Source organism: Streptomyces sp. NPDC000075 (assembly GCF_040301925.1).
GTDB classification, from domain to species: Bacteria; Actinomycetota; Actinomycetes; order Streptomycetales; family Streptomycetaceae; genus Streptomyces; species Streptomyces polychromogenes.
On record NZ_JBEPFL010000006.1, the window covers coordinates 242,581 to 260,332 of the forward strand.

At 74.7% G+C, this 17,752-nt stretch carries 15 protein-coding genes; 9 read left to right on the plus strand and 6 right to left on the minus strand.

Going from position 1 to position 17,752, the window contains the following annotated elements; translation table 11 throughout:
• Positions 1-4: 4 nt before the first annotated feature.
• Complete coding sequence (gene treZ, locus ABT403_RS10355) at positions 5-1,756, minus strand: malto-oligosyltrehalose trehalohydrolase (protein ID WP_425580291.1); 1,752 nt, start codon at positions 1,754-1,756, stop codon at positions 5-7.
• 109 nt (positions 1,757-1,865) lie between these two features.
• On the opposite strand from treZ, the gene ABT403_RS10360 reads away from it, so the two are divergent.
• Positions 1,866-2,438: an FHA domain-containing protein gene (locus ABT403_RS10360; protein ID WP_344166242.1), complete on the plus strand. Its 573-nt coding sequence runs from the start codon at positions 1,866-1,868 to the stop codon at positions 2,436-2,438.
• Between the two features lie 56 nt (positions 2,439-2,494).
• Positions 2,495-2,971 (plus strand): GNAT family N-acetyltransferase, encoded by a 477-nt coding sequence (locus ABT403_RS10365; RefSeq protein ID WP_344166243.1) that lies wholly within the window; start codon positions 2,495-2,497, stop codon positions 2,969-2,971.
• Here the strand turns inward: ABT403_RS10365 and ABT403_RS10370 are convergent.
• Positions 2,953-4,188 carry a M14 family zinc carboxypeptidase gene (locus tag ABT403_RS10370; RefSeq protein WP_425580292.1) on the minus strand — a complete coding sequence of 412 codons (1,236 nt, stop codon included), beginning with the start codon at positions 4,186-4,188 and terminating at the stop codon, positions 2,953-2,955. The two genes, ABT403_RS10365 and ABT403_RS10370, sit on opposite strands and share 19 nt — an antisense overlap.
• 98 nt (positions 4,189-4,286) lie before the next feature.
• Here ABT403_RS10370 and ABT403_RS10375 point away from each other — a divergent pair, with 98 nt between their 5' ends.
• Positions 4,287-4,817: a GNAT family N-acetyltransferase gene (locus ABT403_RS10375; RefSeq protein WP_344166245.1), complete on the plus strand. Its 531-nt coding sequence runs from the start codon at positions 4,287-4,289 to the stop codon at positions 4,815-4,817.
• Here ABT403_RS10375 and treY read toward each other — a convergent pair.
• Positions 4,814-7,105, minus strand: coding sequence for a malto-oligosyltrehalose synthase (gene treY, locus ABT403_RS10380; RefSeq protein WP_344166246.1), 2,292 nt, complete (start codon positions 7,103-7,105; stop codon positions 4,814-4,816). The two genes, ABT403_RS10375 and treY, sit on opposite strands and share 4 nt — an antisense overlap.
• Before the next feature lie 82 nt (positions 7,106-7,187).
• Here treY and ABT403_RS10385 point away from each other — a divergent pair, with 82 nt between their 5' ends.
• Positions 7,188-8,531: an MFS transporter gene (locus tag ABT403_RS10385; RefSeq protein WP_344166247.1), complete on the plus strand. Its 1,344-nt coding sequence runs from the start codon at positions 7,188-7,190 to the stop codon at positions 8,529-8,531.
• On the opposite strand, the gene glgX is transcribed toward ABT403_RS10385, so the two are convergent.
• A complete protein-coding gene (glgX, locus tag ABT403_RS10390) occupies positions 8,516-10,630 on the minus strand; it encodes a glycogen debranching protein GlgX (RefSeq protein ID WP_344166747.1) in 2,115 nt (704 codons plus the stop codon). The genes ABT403_RS10385 and glgX overlap by 16 nt on opposite strands.
• 295 nt (positions 10,631-10,925) lie before the next feature.
• Between glgX and ABT403_RS10395 the strand changes: the two genes are divergently transcribed.
• On the plus strand, positions 10,926-12,188 hold the full coding sequence (locus tag ABT403_RS10395) for a DUF5919 domain-containing protein (protein WP_344166248.1): 1,263 nt from the start codon (positions 10,926-10,928) through the stop codon (positions 12,186-12,188).
• A gap of 181 nt (positions 12,189-12,369) precedes the next feature.
• Positions 12,370-13,083 carry a 3'-5' exonuclease gene (locus tag ABT403_RS10400; protein ID WP_344166249.1) on the plus strand — a complete coding sequence of 238 codons (714 nt, stop codon included), beginning with the start codon at positions 12,370-12,372 and terminating at the stop codon, positions 13,081-13,083.
• 15 nt (positions 13,084-13,098) lie between these two features.
• Here the strand turns inward: ABT403_RS10400 and ABT403_RS10405 are convergent, their stop codons facing one another.
• Positions 13,099-13,743, minus strand: coding sequence for a hypothetical protein (locus ABT403_RS10405; protein WP_344166250.1), 645 nt, complete (start codon positions 13,741-13,743; stop codon positions 13,099-13,101).
• A gap of 5 nt (positions 13,744-13,748) precedes the next feature.
• Positions 13,749-14,600, minus strand: a complete 852-nt coding sequence (locus tag ABT403_RS10410; RefSeq protein WP_344166251.1) for a phosphotransferase enzyme family protein — start codon at positions 14,598-14,600, stop codon at positions 13,749-13,751.
• Positions 14,601-14,685: 85 nt separating this feature from the next.
• Between ABT403_RS10410 and mgt the strand changes: the two genes are divergently transcribed.
• The 3 genes from mgt (at position 14,686) to ABT403_RS10425 (ending at position 17,584) form a co-directional block, all read left to right on the plus strand.
• Entirely contained in the window at positions 14,686-15,939 is a 1,254-nt protein-coding gene (gene mgt / locus ABT403_RS10415) for a macrolide-inactivating glycosyltransferase (protein WP_344166252.1), read from the plus strand.
• 9 nt (positions 15,940-15,948) lie between these two features.
• Entirely contained in the window at positions 15,949-16,515 is a 567-nt protein-coding gene (locus tag ABT403_RS10420; RefSeq protein ID WP_344166253.1) for a DUF1697 domain-containing protein, read from the plus strand.
• Between the two features lie 67 nt (positions 16,516-16,582).
• Positions 16,583-17,584: a ketopantoate reductase family protein gene (locus ABT403_RS10425; RefSeq protein WP_344166254.1), complete on the plus strand. Its 1,002-nt coding sequence runs from the start codon at positions 16,583-16,585 to the stop codon at positions 17,582-17,584.
• The last annotated feature ends 168 nt before the right edge of the window (positions 17,585-17,752 follow it).

Below are 17,752 nucleotides of genomic sequence, written 5' to 3' on the forward strand. Positions count from 1 at the left end.
GACCCTAGGGTCCCAGCACCACCGCCGACTCGCCCGGGACGTGCAGACGGCCGTCGGGACCCGGATGCTCCACCGGCTCCCACGAGGCCAGCACCCGCACCCCGTTGCGTCCCAGCGCCACCGTCACCGACTCCGTCCCCAGGTTGACGACCACCCGCACGTCACCGCGCCGGAACGTCAGCCACCGCCGCTCCTCGTCGAAGGCGACCCGGACCGCCGCCAGGTCCGGGTCGCGCAGGTCCGGCTGCGAGCGGCGCAGCCTGATCAGGGTCCGGTACCACTCCAGCAGCCAGGCGTGCGACTCCCGTTCCGGCTCCGCCCAGTCCAGGCACGACCGCTCCCAGGTCGCCGGATCCTGCGGGTCCGGCAGTTCTTCCGCCTTCCAGCCGTGCGCCGCGAACTCCCGCCGCCGGCCGCTGCGCACCGCCTCGGCCAGCTCCGGATCGCCGTGGTCGGTGAAGTACCGCCAGGGCGTCCCCGCCCCCCACTCCTCGCCCATGAACAGCATCGGCACGAACGGTCCCGTCAGCGCCAGCGTCGCCGCGCAGGCCAGCAGCCCGGGGGACAGGGACGCCGACAGCCGGTCGCCCAGCGCCCGGTTGCCCACCTGGTCGTGCGTCTGCGTGTAACCGAGGAACCGGTGGGCGGGGGTGCGGCGGCGGTCCACCGGCCGGCCGTGGGTACGGCCCCGGAAGGAGGAGCGGGTGCCGTCGTGGAAGAACGCCCGGGTCAGGGTCTTGGCCAGGGCCGCCAGCGGAGCGGCGGCGAAGTCGGCGTAGTAGCCCTGGGATTCACCCGTCAGCGCACAGTGCAGCGCGTGGTGGAAGTCGTCGTTCCACTGCGCGTGCACCCCCAGACCGCCCGCGGGGCGCGGCGTGGTGAGGCGCGGGTCGCACTGGTCGGACTCGGCGATCAGGAACAGCGGCCGCGCCGACTCGGCGGCCAGCGCGTCCACGGCCGCCGACAGCTCCTCCAGGAAGGAAAGCGCCCGCCCGTCGGCCAGCGCGTGCACCGCGTCCAGCCGCAGCCCGTCGATCCGGTAGTCCCGCAGCCACGCCAGGGCGCTGCCGATCAGGTACGCCCGCACCTCGTCGGAACCCGGCGCGTCCAGGTTCACCGCCGCACCCCACGGGGTGTGGTGGGAGTCGGTGAAGTAGGGGCCGAAGGCCGGGAGGTGGTTGCCGGAGGGGCCCAGGTGGTTGTGGACCACGTCCAGGACGACCCCGAGCCCCGCCGCGTGCGCCGCCTCCACGAACCGGGCCAGCCCCGCCGGACCCCCGTACGGCTCGTGCACCGCCCACGGGGCCACCCCGTCGTAGCCCCAGCCGTGCCGGCCCGGGAAGGGACAGACGGGCATCAGCTCCACGTGCGTCACGCCCAGCGAGACCAGGTGCCCGAGGCGGGCGGCCGCGGCGTCGAAGGTGCCCTCGGGGGTGAAGGTGCCGACGTGCAGCTCGTACAGCACCGCGTCCTGGAGGAGGACGCGCGGGGGCGCGGTGCGGGGGGTGAGGGGCTCGAAGTCGACCACGGCGGAGAGGCCGTCGGTGCCGTCCGGCATGCGCCGGCCGCGCGGGTCCGGCCGGACCACCGGATCGTCGCCGAGCAGGAACCCGTACCGGTCGCCGTCGGCGGCCGGGGCCTCGACGGTCCACCAGCCCCGGCGGTCCGGGGCCGGGTCGGGGCTCATCTCGTAGGCGGTGTCGTCCAGTCGCAACGCGACCCGGCCTGTCAGCGGTGCCCACACCTCGAACTGCACGGACGGTCCCCTCGCTCCCGGTCGACGTCTCCCGCGTATCGTGCCCATCATTCAGGGCCCGCCGGGGGAGTTCTGGACACTCCGCACCCGACGGGCCGACAATCACCCTGTGACGTCGAGTTTCGAGTTCCCCGCCTTCCCCGTCCCGCGCGTGTCCGACGCGGAACGGGACCGGGCGCTGGGCCAGCTCAGGGAGGGTGCGGCCCTCGGGAGGCTGTCGCACGACACCTTCCTGCGCCGCATGGAACTCGCGCTGGTCGCCCGCCGTTCCGAGGACCTGGCCGTACTGCTGGCCGACCTCCAGACCCGGGAGGGGCCGCTCGGCCCCGAAAGCCCGTGGACCCGTCGGCTGTTCGGCTGGGTGGGACGGGCCTCGGCGGTGTCGCTGGGGGTCCGGCGGGCCTGGCAGGTCGAACGGCTGCCGAAGCTGCTGCTCCCGCATCCGGCCGCCGGCCCGCTGCGGATCGGCCGCGACCCGGGCAACGGGCTGCGGCTCAGCCACGAGACCGTCTCCCGGGCGCACGCCGAGCTGAGCATGCGGGACGGGACGTGGCTGCTCAAGGACCTCGGCTCCACCAACGGCACCACCGTCAACGGGCGTCGGGTCACGGGCGCGGCCGTGGTGCGGGTGGGGGACCAGATCGGGTTCGGGAAGGTGAGCTTCCGCCTGTCGGAGAGCTGACGGACCGCGGCGGGCGGCGCGCGGGCCGGGGCGCGGGGACGGCAGGATGTCCTCCCATGGACCACGCCCCGGACTCCCCGTCCCCCTCTCCCGTCCGGTTCGTCCGGCCGGAGGACATGCCCCGCCTCGTCGAGCTCATCCACGAGCACGTCGCGTACGAGAAGTCGACGCCCAGGCCCGCGGACCTCGCGGACCGGCTCGGCCCCCTGCTGTTCGCCGAGGACACCCGGCTACGGGTGCTCCTCGCCGAGACCCCCGACGGCACGGTGGCGGGATACGCCGCCTGCTCGGAGGAGTTCGCGTTCTGGGACGCCGCCTCCTACCTGCACATGGACTGCCTCTACCTGACGGAGGAGGCCAGGGGCCACGGCCTGGGCGCCGCCCTGATGGAGGCCGTGGCGGACCTCGCCCGCGAGAGCGGCCTCGACCACGTCCAGTGGCAGACCCCGGACTGGAACGAGGGCGCCATCCGCTTCTACGACCGTCTGGGCGCCACGAGCCGGCCCAAGCGCCGCTACGCCTGGCCCGTCTGAAGACACCGGTGCGCGGCGAGGACCGTCCGGCACTGGTGCTCCACCTGCGTGGCCACCGGCACCCGGCGGGCCCGGAACCGGGCCGAGAACTCCCCGCACCACCCCGTCACCAGCCGGTCCAGGTGCGGCGCCGCCGGATGCCCCTGCGCCCGCGCCACCCGCAGCAGCATCGCGGCGGCGCGCAGCGACAGGCGCCGCCCGAACGCGTCGACGCTCCCCACGGCCGCCGTGGTCGCCCCGGAAGGCGCCCCGGGGCCCGCCCATCCGGCGGTGACCTCCGGGATCAGCCGCAGCGTCCAGTCCACCGCCCGCAGCAGCGCGGCGGCGTCCGGGTCCGCCGCCCCGACCCCCTCGCGCAGCTCGGCCACCCGCGCCGCCTCCCCGGCCAGCCGCCCGGCGAGCGCCCGCAGGGCGCCCGCCGGGTCCGGGTGCGGGGCGGGATCGTCCACCAGGTCGGAGGCCCACATGGGCACCTCGACGATCGCGGTGGTGGTCGCGCGGTGGCACCAGGTGCTGAGCCTGGTGTCCTCGGAGTGCGACCCCATGACCCCCGCCTCCGGCATCACGAAGATCCCCGGGCCGGGGGAGGGCCAGCCGGAGGCGTCGGAGGCCCCGGTCTCCACCGGGATCCGCAGCTCGGCGGCCGACTTCCCGAAGGGCTCGGCCAGTCCCGGCAGATCCCGGGTGAGCTGCACCCAGGAGCCGCCGAGATCCGTACCGTGCAGGGAGACCTGGAGGACGGGACGCAGCTCGTCGATCAGCCCGGTCAGCGCGAGGGTCTCCGGCGGGAGCGCGCCCGTGGGGAGCAGCGAGGGGGCCCACTCGGGCTGCTCGGGGCCGGGCGGCCGGTAGAAGTGCCGGTGGTAGTCGAGGAGGGAGGACGGGCGGGGGGTGCGGTGCAGCTCCGCCCCGTCGGGGTCGGCGCAGAGCAGGAAGTGCCACCCCGTGCCGCCGTCGGGGGCCGCGGCCACCCGCCGCGCGAGCTCCAGGACGGTCGCCCCGCCGACGGGCTCGTTGGCGTGCGCCCCGGCGACGACCAGCACCTCCCAGCCCCCGCCGCCGCGTCCGCCGACGGAGAGCACCCACAGCGGCCGGCCGCCCCGGGACTCCCCGGCCTGCCTCAGCCGCACCCGGGCGGGGTACTCGTCCGCCAGCACCCGGGCGGCCAGGGCGAGTTCGTGCGGGCGGGGATACGGCATGTCATGGAGGAGACTCACCCCCATGCCATGCCCGCCCCACCCCCGCCCTACTGCACCCGAACAACTGTGCCGGTCTGCGGGAGGGGCGGGCTCCATCGCCGCCGGAGGTAGATCCCGTGAAAACCCGACTCCGTTCCCACGCCGACGTGGAGCAGGTCGCCGCGTCCCTGCTGGAGGTCTACGCACAGGTGCGTGAGCCGCTGCTCCACCTGCCGGACTACGCGGTAAGCACCGTCGCCGAACGCCTGGAACGCTACGGCCGCACGCCGGGGTTCACGGCGGTGCTGGCGTTCGACCGGGAGGACCGGCCCGTCGGCTACGCCTACGGGAACACCGTGGAGGCCGGGGACCTCTGGTGGCGGCGGATGCGGGACGTGGACGAGCGGCACACACAGGCGCCGGCCCTGGCCCTCAGGGAGATCGGCGTGACGATCCCCCACCGGGGTACGGGTCTGGCCCGGGAGATCCACGACACACTGCTCGCCGGCCGGTCGGAGCCGTTCGCCTCCCTGATGGTCAACCCGGCGGCCGGAGACGGAAAGGTCCGCCGGGTCTACGAGTCCTGGGGGTACGCGGCCATCGGAACCTGCCGGCTGTCGCCTGATGCCCCCGTCCTCACCGCGATGATCCGCAAGTTGCCGGTCTAGCTCCCCTTCCCCTTCCCCTGCCACCCCGCCCGCACCAGCGCGGCCACCGGCCCCGCCGTCAGCAGCCGCGACAGCGGGACCTCCCCCTCGAACGGTGTCGACCGCCCCGGGCCGTGGACCGGGTACCAGGGGCCGGCGGGCAGCCGGAGGGCGGTGTCCCGCCAGCCGCCCGACTCCGCCAGCCGGTGGGACAGGCGGGTGGCCACCGCCACCAGGCCGCCCGGGCGGGTGTAGGCCAGGCAGTGCCCTGACGCCGGGCCGTGGGCGGCCAGGGGGGCGTAGCCCCTGAACAGGGCGGGGCGGGCGCGGCGCAGGCGGAGCAGGGCGGTCGTCAGGGCGAGCTTCTCCTCCGCAAGGGTCAGCGGGGCGGCGCCCGCGTCCAGGGCGGCCAGGGACTCCCGGGGGAAGACGGCCGGGCGGCGGTTGTCCGGGTCCACCAGGGCGCGGAACTCGTACTCGGAGCCCTGGTAGACCTCCGGCACCCCCGGCATGGTCAGGTGCAGCAGGGTCATGCCCAGCACGTTGGCCCGGGCCGCCTCCGCGAGGGCCGGCGGCAGTTCCACCGCCGCCGGGGGGACGAGGTCCGCGATCGAGGCCTCGTACGCCTCGTCCGGGTCGGTCCACGAGGTGCGCAGCCCCGCCTCCCGGGCGGCCTTGAGCAGGGCCGCCGCCAGGCGGGGGCCCCGCTCGGGGACGTCCCCCAGCCCGAGCGCGCTCTGCCGGGCCGTCCACGCCAGCCACGGGTCGGACCCGCCGCCGTCCCACCCCGCCGCCCCCGGTGCCTGCGACAGCACCGCGATCCGGGCGCGGACGTCCGCGCTGCGCTTCGTGTCGTGGGTGGACAGCACCGTGCCCGAGGCGGGCCACGACCGTTCGCGCTCCGCGCAGTACGCGTGGAACTCCGCCACCGGCACCGCCGGGCTCCCCGGCTCCCCGCCGACCTCCGTCGCCGACAGCAGCGGCGCCCAGCGGTAGAAGGCGCGGTCCTCCAGGGACTTGGCGCGCAGGGCCGCCGAGGTCTGGGCGAAGCGGGCCGCGAAGGCCGGATCGCCCTCCAGCCGGGCCCGTACGCCGTCCACCGCGACCGACCCGGCCCGCGCGGCGGCCCGCTCCAGGGTCCGCGCGTCCGGTCCCGGCCCGCCGGGGTACGTCCGGTACACCGGCGTCGCGACGAGCAACTCCCGTACGGCCGCCCCCAGTCCGGGGCCGGCCCACCGCTCCAGGGTCCCCAGCTCGGCGGCCAGATCGCCGGTCAGGACCTCCCGGGCGGCGGCCTCGGCCGTCTCCTCCCAGCCGGCGGCCCCCGTCGACTCGGCGTACGCGCCCGCCAGTTCGGCCGCTCCGGCCGCGTCCGTGAACACCCCGTCCACCCGGTGCAGCGCGTCGTACCCTGTGGTGCCCGCCACCGGCCAGGCGGGCGGGAGGCGCTCGTCGCGGGCCAGGATCTTCTCCACGACCACCCAGCAGCCGTCGCCCGCCGCCGCCCGCAGCCGCCGCAGGTACTGCCCGGGGTCGGCCAGTCCGTCGACGTGGTCGATCCGCAGCCCCGCCGCCACCCCGTCCCGGACCAGCTCCAGCACCTTGGCGTGGGTGGCGGCGAAGACGGCGGGGTCCTCCACCCGCACCCCGATCAGGTCCGAAATGGTGAAGAATCGCCGGTAGTTGAGGGATGTGCGGGCCTCGCGCCACCACGCCGGCCGGTACCACTGGGCGGCCAGCAGATCCGGCAGCGGCAGCCCGGCCGTCCCGGCGCGCAGCGGGAACTCCCGCTCCCCGCAGCGCAGCAGCCCCGCACCGGCGTCCACCGTGAAGGGCTCGTCCGGATCCGCGAGCACCGGCAGCAGGAGCTGTCCGCCCCCCGCCTCCCAGTCGATGTCGAACCACCGCGCGTACGGCGACCCCGGCCCCTCCCGCAGCACCTCCCACAGGGGCCGGTTCAGCCGCAGCGGCGACGGCAGCGCCATGTGGTTCGGGACGATGTCGAGCACCAGGGCGAGCCCCCGCCCCCGCGCGGCGGCGGCCAGCGCGCGCAGGCCCCGCTCACCCCCGAGCTCCTCCCGCACCCGCCCGTGGTCGGTGACGTCGTACCCGTGCGCCGAGCCCGGTACGGCTTCCAGGACGGGGGACAGGTGCAGGTGTGACACGCCGAGTGACGCGAGGTACGGTACGGCTGCCTCGGCGGCCGCGAACGGGAACGCGGGCGTCAGCTGGAGGCGGTACGTCGACGCCGGGATGACGGGTGTCTGAACGTCGGATTCCGATTGGCTGATTGAATACCGCTGGCTCATGAGAACGTACGTACCCAGCCCGCGTGATTCCGTGCCATTACCCAATGCATCCGGGTGACTGCGCCGCGTTAGTGTCGATCAAGTGGTCTCAACCGGCAGCACCTATCGACACGTCATCGCCCTGACCGGGCCCCTCCTCCCCGTCATCTCGTTCTTCGCCCGACTGCCCGTCGCGATGTCCCAGTTCGGGAGCGTCCTGCTGGTGTCCGAGACGAGCGGCTCCCTCGCCACCGCCGGCATCGTCGGCGGCACGCTCTCCGCCGGTCAGGTGGTCTTCGGGCCCGTCCTGGGCCGGCTCGCCGACCGGCACGGTCAGCGGCCCGTGGTCCTCGCCGCGGCGGCGGTCAACGCCGTGGCCACCGCCGCCCTCGTCGCCGGGGCCCTCACGGGCCTGGCCACCCCCGCGCTGGCCGCCGTCGGCGCCGTCGCCGGCGCCTCCGTACCGTTGATCGGGCCGCTCGCCCGGACCCGCTCCGTGGCCCTCGCGCACCGGGCGAAGGCCGGCGAGGACGTGGTGGGGGCCGTGCACTCGCTCGAAGGCACCCTCGACGAGGTCTCCTTCGTCTTCGGCCCGGCCCTCGTGGGCCTCGCCGCGCTCGCCCTGCACCCCGCCGTCGCCCTCGGCGGGGCGGCCGCCCTCGTCGCCGTCTTCGGCACCGCCTACGCCCTGCACCCCACCGCCGCCGTCACGGCCGGGAGCCCCGCGCGCGCCCGGGCCGAGGGCGTACGGGCGCCCCGCCACCCCCGCGTGGTCCACGCCGTGCGCGGCTCCCTGGCCCTCCAGGGCGCCATGTTCGGCGCCTGCCAGGCCGGAATCGCCGCCCTCACCGCCCGCTTGGGTGTCCCGGGCCAGGCCGGGATCGTGTACGCCGCGATGGGCGTGGTCAGCGCGGTCGTCGGCCTCGCGCTCGGAGCGCTGCCCGCCCGCTTCGGGCTGCGGCTGCGCTGGCGGGTGGCGACGGGCGCGGCGCTGGTGCTGTCGGTGCCGCTGCTGTTCACCGAGACCCTGTGGCCGCTGTACGCGGTCGTGACCGTCCTCGGCGCCGCCTACGCCCCGCACCTGATCACCGCCTTCGCGCTCACCGAGCGGGTCGTGGAGCCCTCGCGGCTCGCCGAGTCGATGGCCTTCGCGGCGAGTTCGCTGGTGGCCGGGCAGGCCGTGGCGCTGGCCGTCTCCGGGCGGCTCGCCGAGGCGTACGGGCCCGCCGGGGCCTTCGCGGTCGCCGTGGGGGCGGCCGCGCTGTGCCTGACGACCGCCCTGGTCACCCGGGTGCCGCCGACCCGGCCCCGGGCCGACGCCGGGTCTCCCGCCGGGCCCTTCCCCGCCGCCGAGGTGCCCGTCAAGGCGTTCGTCCCGGCCCAGCGCACCGCCTCCCCCGAGGGATCGGGGGCCCCGGGAGGCGCCGGCGGCTACGCCGGGCGCTGAAGCACCGCCAGACACCGGCCCGCCAGAGGCACCCGGTCCCCGGCCGCGTACTGCGGGCCGGTGCCGGGCGCCGGCACCTCCGCCCGCGCCGTGTCCACGACCAGCCGCCACCGCGCGCCGTGCCCGGGCGGAACGGTGAACTCCTGCGGGTCGGCACCCGCGTTGAACATCAGCAGGAACGAGTCGTCGGTGATCCGCTCCCCGCGCGAACCGGGCTCGGAGATCGCCTCCCCGTTGAGGAAGACCGTCAGCGCCCGGGCGTGCTGCGCCTGCCAGTCCCGGGCCCGCATCTCCTCGCCGTGCGGGGTGAACCAGGCGATGTCGGAGAGCTCGTCGTGCGTGCCCTCCACCGGACGGCCGTGGAAGAAGCGGCGCCGCCGGAACACCGGGTGGTCGCGGCGCAGCCACACCATCCGGCGGGTGAACTCCAGCAGCGGGGGCGGGGGTTTGCCCGGCTCGGGCCAGGTTACCCAGGACAGCTCGTTGTCCTGGCAGTAGGCGTTGTTGTTGCCGTCCTGGGTGCGGGCGAACTCGTCGCCGTGGCTGAGCATCGGGACGCCCTGGGACAGCATGAGCGTGGCGATGAAGTTGCGCATCTGCCGCTCGCGCAGCTCCAGGACCGCCGGGTCCTGCGTCGGGCCCTCGACCCCGCAGTTCCAGGACCGGTTGTGGGTCTCGCCGTCCCGGTTGCCCTCCCGGTTGGCCTCGTTGTGCTTCTCGTTGTAGGAGACCAGGTCGTTGAGGGTGAAGCCGTCGTGGCAGGTGGCGAAGTTGATGGAGGCCAGCGGGCGGCGCCCGTCGTCCTGGTAGAGGTCGGAGGAGCCCGTCAGGCGGCCCGCGAACTCCGCGAGCGTGCGCGGCTGCCCGCGCCACAGGTCCCGTACGGTGTCGCGGTACTTGCCGTTCCATTCGGTCCACAGCGGCGGGAAGTTGCCCACCTGGTAGCCGCCCTCGCCCAGGTCCCAGGGCTCCGCGATCAGCTTCACCTGGCTGACCACGGGGTCCTGCTGCACCAGGTCGAAGAACGACGACAGCCGGTCGACCTCGTGGAACTGCCGGGCCAGGGTGGCCGCGAGGTCGAAGCGGAAGCCGTCCACGTGCATCTCGGTCACCCAGTACCGCAGCGAGTCCATGATCAGCTGGAGCACGTGCGGGGAGCGCATCAGCAGCGAGTTCCCCGTCCCGGTGGTGTCCATGTAGTGCCGGGGATCGTCCGCGAGCCGGTAGTACGAGGCGTTGTCCAGCCCCCGGAAGGAGAGGGTGGGACCCAGGTGGTTGCCCTCGGCGGTGTGGTTGTAGACCACGTCCAGGATCACCTCGATCCCGGCCTCGTGCAGCGCCCGCACCGCCGACTTGAACTCCAGCACCTGCTGGCCCCGGTCGCCGGAGGCGTAGCCGTTGTGCGGGGCGAAGAAGCCGATGGTGTTGTAGCCCCAGTAGTTGCTCAGCCCGTCGTTGGCGAGCCGGTGGTCGTTGACGTACTGGTGTACGGGCATCAGCTCCAGCGCCGTCACCCCGAGTTTCACCAGGTGGCCGATGACCGCCGGGTGCGCGAGGGCCCCGTAGGTGCCGCGCAGCTCCTCCGGGAGCTCGGGATGACGCATGGTCAGGCCCTTGACGTGGGCCTCGTAGAGCACGGTGTGGTGGTACTCGTGGCGCGGGGGGCGGTCGTTGGCCCAGTCGAAGTACGGGTTCACCACGACCGAACTCATCGTGTGCGGGGCGGAGTCCAGGTCGTTGCGGGAGTCGGGGCGGCCGAAGTGGTAGCCGTAGACCTCCTCGCCCCAGTCGATCCGCCCGCTGACGGCCCGCGCGTACGGGTCCAGCAGCAGCTTCGCCGCGTTGCAGCGCAGCCCGCGCTCGGGCTCGTACGGGCCGTGCACCCGGAACCCGTACCGCTGGCCGGGCATCACCCCGGGGAGGTAGGCGTGGCGGACGAAGGCGTCCGTCTCGCGCAGCTCGACGGCGGTCTCGGAGCCGTCGTCGTGCAGCAGGCACAGCTCGATGCGGCGCGCGGCCTCCGAGTAGACCGCGAAGTTGGTGCCGGCGCCGTCGTACGTGGCGCCCAGCGGATATGCCTGTCCCGGCCAGACCTGCATCGGCAACGGCTCTTTCCATCCTGGTCCGGTCGGTCCGGCGCGGATCACGTCTCTGCCGAATCTTCCCCGAAAGAGGGTCCGCACGCGTGGACTTGGGATGCTCCTGCCGGGTGAACCGGAGAGCTGATATGCGGATCTCCGGACCGTCCGGGCATCACATAATGGTCCAACGGACAGCCGGACCGGGGTGGGCAGGGTCACCTCGGCCGGCTTCGGGCTGCATCGGGCCGCGCGCGCGGAGTACCCTTCCGTGATCACTGGAGACGGGCGTCCGGACGCAGAAGGCGGTGCACGAGTGAGCTCGGGAGGTCTGGAGCTGCCCCCTGGTGACAGCGGACACGAGGGCGGCCCGGCGGACGCCCCAGGCGGTGTGCCGGGAGCGGCCGCGGCCGGGGCGGCGGTGTCGCTGGCGCCGCCGGCGGCCGGGGAGGTGCGTCCCGGGGCGGAGCTGGACTGGAGCGCCGACGCGTGGAGCGAGGTCCGCACCCGGGCCCAGCGCGCGGGCCGTGCGTACATCTGGCTGAACCTCGTCGAGCAGCGGCTGCGGTCGGTGGTCGGCGCGGTGCTGCGGCCCGTCTACGAGCCCGTGCATGGCGGGGACGACTGGGTGGTCGCGGCCGCCGGTCCCGCCGGGCAGGAGTGGGTGCAGCGGGCGGTGGCGGTGCGCGAGGTGAGCCGGCGCAAGGGCTACCTCCTCGACCCGGCCGACGACAACGTGCTGAGCTTCCTGACGCTGCCCCAGCTGCGGGAGCTGATGGTCCAGCACTGGCCGTGCTTCGAGCCGTACTTCGACGACCGGCGCGAGATCGAGCTGGCCCTCGACGAGCTGGAGGTCACCCGCAACGTGGTCTCCCGCAACCGGGCGCTGTCGCGGCCGGTGCTGGAGCAGGCGGAGCGTGCCTCGGCGCGGCTGCTGGAGGTGCTGGGCGCGGGCTCGGGCAGCCCGTCGGCGGACCGGCTGCCGATCGACGCCGTCGAGGACCTCGTCGGGGACCGGTACGCGGACGTCATCTCGGTCCACCCGGACCGGGTGCGGCTTCAGCGGCAGCTGCCGGCGGAGGACCTGTTCGGGGGCGCGCGGCGGCTCGACGCGATCGGCATAGGCCTCAACCTGCTGGTGCAGAACTTCTCGGGCCGCCGGCTGGTGCGGCTTTCGGAGGCCGGCTGCCGGGTGCGGCTGCTGTTCCTGAACCCGGCGAGCAGCGCGGTCAAGCGGCGCGAGCGCGAGCTGGGCCTGCGCAAGGGCGAGCTGAGCCGCTCGGTGGAGATGAACATCCTGCACGTGCGCCGGGTGCGGGCGGGGCTCACGGACCCCTCGCGGTTCGACATCCACGTGTTCGACGAGACCCCGCGCTTCACCGCCTACCTGGTGGAGGGGCAGTCCTCGGGCATCGCGGTGGTCCAGTCGTACCTGCGGCGGGCCCGGGGCATGGAGGCGCCGGTGCTGGTGCTGCGCGGGGGCGGGCGGGGGGTCCCGAAGGACGCGGACCACGGGCTGTTCCAGACCTACCGCGAGGAGTTCGAGTCGGTGTGGGAGGACTCCCGGCCGGTGTCCTGACGGCGGCGGCGGGTCTCGCGCCGCCCGGCCCGGGCCGGGCCGCGGGGGGTGGCCGCCCGCGGTGTCAGTGCCTCGTGGCAGGCTGAAACGCGTCGACCGGAAACACGGGGGAGGGGCGCGTCATGGAGGCGTGGTACGGGGGAGTGCGGGCCGGGGTACGGGCCGGAGCGGGGGCCGTGCGATGAGCTGGCTGGGCGGGCCGCTGACGGCCTTCGACCTGGAGACCACCGGGACCGATGTGGAGACCGACCGCATCGTCACGGCGGCGGTCGTCCGGATCGAGACGGACGGGTCCGTCTCCCGGGAGCGGACCTGGCTGCTCGACCCCGGGGTGGCCATACCGGAGCAGGCGTCGGCGATCCACGGCATATCGACGGAGCACGCCCGGGCGCACGGGGCGCCGGCGGCGTCGGCCGTCGGGGAGATCGCGCGGGCCGTCGCCGAGGGGCTGCGGCAGGGGACGCCCCTGGTGGTGATGAACGCGCGCTACGACCTGTCCCTGCTGGACCGGGAGTGCCTGCGGCACGGCGTGGAGTCGGTCAGCGAGCGGCTGGGCGGCGCGCCGGCGCCCGTCATCGACCCGCTGGTGATCGACAAGCACGTGGACAAGTACCGGAAGGGCAAGCGGGCCCTGTACGCGCTGTGCGACCACTACGGGGTGCCGCTCGACGAGGCGCACGACGCGCGGGCGGACGCCGTGGCCGCCGCGCGCGTGGTGCGCAGCATGGGGGAGCGGCACCGGCCCGTCGGGCTGATGCCGCTGTCGGACCTGCACGACCTCCAGGTGCGCGCGGCGGCCGAACAGTCGGTCTCCTTGCAGGCCTACCTGCGGCGCACCGCGGACCCGGCGGCGGTCGTCGAGCCGGCCTGGCCGCTCATACCCCGCAGACGCTGACCGCGTTCTCGGGGTTCACCGGTGAGGCCCTTCGCCGGGTGCGGGGGGTTCGCGGTATGCGACGTGGATGTCGCGCCACCGGGCGTCGCAGCGGACGCTCGCGCAGTAGTGGCTGTGCCCGTAGGCGCGGTCCGGGTGGGGGTCGGTGTGGGCGGGGCCGTTCAGGGCCACGTCGAGGAAGGCCGCGGCGCCGAGCCGGAAGGTCGTGGCGCTGCCGGTCATGAACAGGGTCTCGGCGTGGACGCTCTGGTGGAAGTGGTCCCGGTTGTCCGCGTGGTGCGGGGACGCGTACTCCTCCTCGGCGGGCTCGGTGAGTGACACCTCCACGGTGCGCGGGCGGCCGGGGGAGAGCCTGCCGCGCACCTCCTTCCAGCGGGAGGGCGCCAGTTGCAGGGAGTGGTGCAGCAGGACGAGGTCCAGCCGGCCGGAGCCCGCGGGCGGGGCGGGGCTGCGCAGGGGCAGGTGGACCAGCGAGCGGGGCGAGCCGGCCGCCAGGGTCCACAGTCCCGCGATGAGCAGGGCCGCGTCCCGGTCGACGTGGGCGTTGAGCCACCAGGCGTCGTCGAACAGCGCGGCGTGCTCCGGCGGCCGGGCCGGGCGCACGACGCGGAAGGTCTCCGTCCCGCGCCGGGCCTCGTGCACGGTGAGGTGCAGCTTCACGTCCACTAGAACGGGTACCAGAGCACTTCGGGGTCGCCCTCGCGCAGGGAGGCCACGCGGCGGCGGAACTCGGTGAGGGCCTTCGGGTTGGCCGGGGCGTGCTGGGCGACCCAGGCGCAGCTGGCCGTCTCGCGGGCGCCGCGCAGCACGGCGCAGCCCTCCCAGTCGCGGACGTCCCAGCCGTAGGCGGCGGTGAAGGCCTCGTACTCCGCCACGGGCAGCCCGTACCGGTCGCGGGACAGGGCCATCACCACCAGGTCGTGCTCGCGCAGGTCGGCCGAGACGGTCTCCAGGTCGACCAGGACCGGCCCGTCCGGGCCGACGTGGACGTTGCGGGGCAGGGCGTCGCCGTGGATCGGGCCGGGGGCCAGGTGTGGGGTGAGGGCGGCCAGCTCGCCCGCGTAGGCGTCGCGGCGGGCCCGCAGGTAGGCGGCGTCGGCGGGGTCGACGGCCTCCCCGGCCAGCCGCAGCCAGCGCTCGACGCCGCCGAGGAGGTCGCGCGCGGGCAGCGGGACGGGCGGGGCGGGCAGTGCGTGCAGCGGCCGCAGGAGCGCCGCGAGGTCCTCCGGGCCGGCGGGGCGGACCGCGCCGGGGAGCCGGTGCCACAGGGTCACGGGGTGTCCGTCCGCCAGCCGGGGCGCGGGTTCGGCGGCGCGGACCGCCGGGATGCCGGCGCCGGCGAGCCAGCCGGCGACCGCCAGCTCCCGTTCGGCCCGCTCCAGCAGCGCGGCCTCCCGGCCGACCTTGACGACGAGGTCCCCGAGCGCGAAGACGGCGTTCTCGCCGAAGGAGAGCAGCTCGGCCGGTCCGGTGAGCCCGGCTCGCGTCAGTACGTCCCTGGCCCGTGCCTCGTCCATGCGCTCGTCCCGTCCTTCGCCGGTCGTGGTGGTGGTCCTGGTGGTGATCGTGAACGCGCCCAGTCTCGCACCCCGGTGCCGTCGAATGAGGTTGCACGAGACGTCTCGTCTCGTTAATGTCGATCACATGACCTCAGCCAAGGCCTCACACATCGCCATGTTCTCCATCGCCGCCCCCGGGCACGTGAACCCGAGCATCGAAGTGATCCGGGAACTCGTCGCCAGGGGCCACCGCGTCAGCTACGCCATCCCCGCCTCCTTCGCCGAGAAGATCGCCGGGACCGGCGCCACCCCGGTGATCTGGAAGTCCGTCCTGCCCACCGAGGACGAGCCGGAGGCCTGGGGCACCGAGCTCATCGACAACATCGAGCCCTTCCTCGAAGACGCCGTCCAGGCGCTCCCGCAGCTCGCCGCCGCCTTCGAGGGCGACGAACCGGACCTCGTCCTCCACGACATCACCGCCTACCCGGCCCGCGTCCTCGCCCACCGCTGGGAGGTCCCCGCGATCTCCCTCTCCCCGAACCTGGTGGCCTGGGAGGGATACGAGGAGGAGGTCGCCGCCCCCATGACCGCCGAGCTGCGCGCGAGCGAGCGCGGCCGGGCCTACTACGCCCGCTTCCGCGCCTGGCTCGACGAGAACGGCATCGACGAGGACCCCGACCGGTTCGTCGGCCGGCCCCGCCGCAGCATCGTCCTGATCCCGCGCGCCCTCCAGCCCCACGCCGACCGGGTCGACGGGTCCGTCCACACCTTCGTCGGCTCCTGCCAGGGCGACCGCAGTGCCACCCAGGGCACCTGGCGGCGGCCCGCGGCCGCCGAGGGCAAGAAGGTCCTCCTCGTCTCCCTCGGATCCACCTTCACCCACCAGCCCGCCTTCTACCGCGCCTGCGTCGAGGCCTTCGGGGACCTCCCCGACTGGCACGTCGTCCTCCAGATCGGCAAGTTCACCGACGAGGCCGACCTCGGGACCGTCCCCGCCAACGTCGAGGTCCACCGCTGGGTCCCCCAGCTGGACGTCCTCCGGCAGGCCGACGCCTTCATCACCCACGCCGGCGCCGGCGGCAGCCAGGAGGGCCTGGCCACCGCAACCCCGATGGTCGCGGTCCCCCAGGCCGTCGACCAGTTCGGCAACGCCGGCATGCTGGCCTCCCTCGGCGTGGCCCGGCACGTCCCCATGGAAGAGGCCGACGCCGCCACCCTGCGCGCCGCCGTCCTCGGACTGCTCGCCGACCCGCGGGTCGCCGACCGCGCCGAGGAGATCCGCGCCGGCATGGCCACCGAGGGCGGCACCCGGCAGGCCGCCGACCTCATCGAGGCCGCTCTCCCGGAGACGGCCTAGGGTGCGGGCATGACGAAGAGACAGGCACCGGCGAAGAAGTACGCGGCGCTGCTGCGCGGCATCAACGTCGGCGGGAAGAAGAAGGTCCCCATGGCGGACCTCCGCTCCCTGCTGGAAGGGCTCGGCCACGGCGACGTGCGCACCTACCTCCAGAGCGGGAACGCCGTCTTCAGCAGCGAGAGCCGGGACCCCGCCGCCCTCGCCCGGGAGCTGGAGGCCGCCATCGAGGCCCGCTTCGGCTTCCCGGTCACCTGCCTCGTGGTCGACGGCGCGTACCTGCGCGCCGTCGCCGAGGCCTGTCCCTTCCCCGCCGCCGAGCTGGAGGGCCGTCAGCTGCACGCCACCTTCTTCTCGGAGCAGCCCGCCCCCGAACGCTTCGCCGCCCTCGACCCCGCCGCCTACCTCCCCGAGGAGTACCGCCTGGGCGACCGCGTCCTCTACCTCTACGCCCCCGGCGGCCTCGGCAGCTCCGACCTGGGAGCGGCCCTCCACAAGCCGTCCCTCCTCAAGGGCGTCGACGCCACCACCCGCAACTGGAACACCGTCGCCAAGCTCGTCGAACTCACGGCGGACTGAGCACCCGCGACCGGCTCCGCCACGGGCCGACCGCGAACCCCGCCGGGCCGTGTGCCAGGCTCTGGGTATGCGCTACATCATCATCGGGGCCGGGGCGATCGGCGCGACCATCGGCGGACGGCTCGCGGAAGCGGGCCGCGAGGCCGTCCTCGTCGCACGGGGCGCCCACGCCGAGGCCCTGCGCGCCGACGGCCTGCGGCTCACCACCGCCGACGGGGAGCGCGTCCACCGCCTCCCCGTGGCCACGGAACCGGACGAGCTCGGCCCCCTGCGCCCCGACGACGTACTGCTCCTGACCGTGAAGACCCAGGACGCGGTCGCCGCCCTCGACACCTGGGGCGCCGCCGAGGTCGCCGGCGGCGGCACGGCCGCCCAGCGGCTGCCGCTGCTGTGCGCGCAGAACGGCGTGGAGAGCGAGCGCCTGGCCCTGCGCCGCTTCGCGCGCGTCTACGGCGTCTGCCTCTGGCTCCCCGCCACCTTCCTGGAACCGGGCGTGGTCACCGCGCTCTGCGCCCCGCTGACCGGCATCCTCCACCTCGGCCGCGCCGCCGGCGGATCCGACGCGCGGATCCGGGCGATCGCCGCGGACCTGGAGGCGGCCGGCTTCGAGGCCCCCGTCGTCGAGGACGTGATGCGCTGGAAGTACGCCAAGCTCCTCGGCAACCTCGGCAACGCGATCCAGGCGACCACCGGACCCGAACCCGACCCGGCCAAGGCGGCCCTGCTGCTGCGCGCCGTCCGCGAGGCCGAGGCCGCCCTCGACGCGGCCGGCATCGCCCGCGCCTCGGACGCCGAACAGTCCGCGGCCCGCGACGGCAAGGTCAACCAGCCCCCCGGCGTCCGCGGCGGCTCCTCGTGGCAGAGCCTGGCCCGCGCGACGGGCTCGGTGGAAGCCGACTACCTCAACGGCGAGATCACCCTGCTGGGCCGCCTCCACGGCGTCCCCACCCCCGTGAACGACGTACTGCGCCACGCCGCGAACATCTTCGCCCGTGAAGCCCTGCCCCCGGGAGCCATGTCCATCGGCGACCTCACGGCACTGGCCGACGAAGCCGAAGGGCGGGGATAGCCCGGCGCTCGCCCTGACCTATATTGTTCTGGAACCGTAAAGGCTTACAGAACTCAATTGCCTGAAGATGATCGCTCAGACGCGGTCGATAACGCCACGCACCATCGTTCCACCGTGCGGTGGCGATTTTCGCGTGCGGAGCGTTCGGCTCGGCGCCGCCTCGCGGAT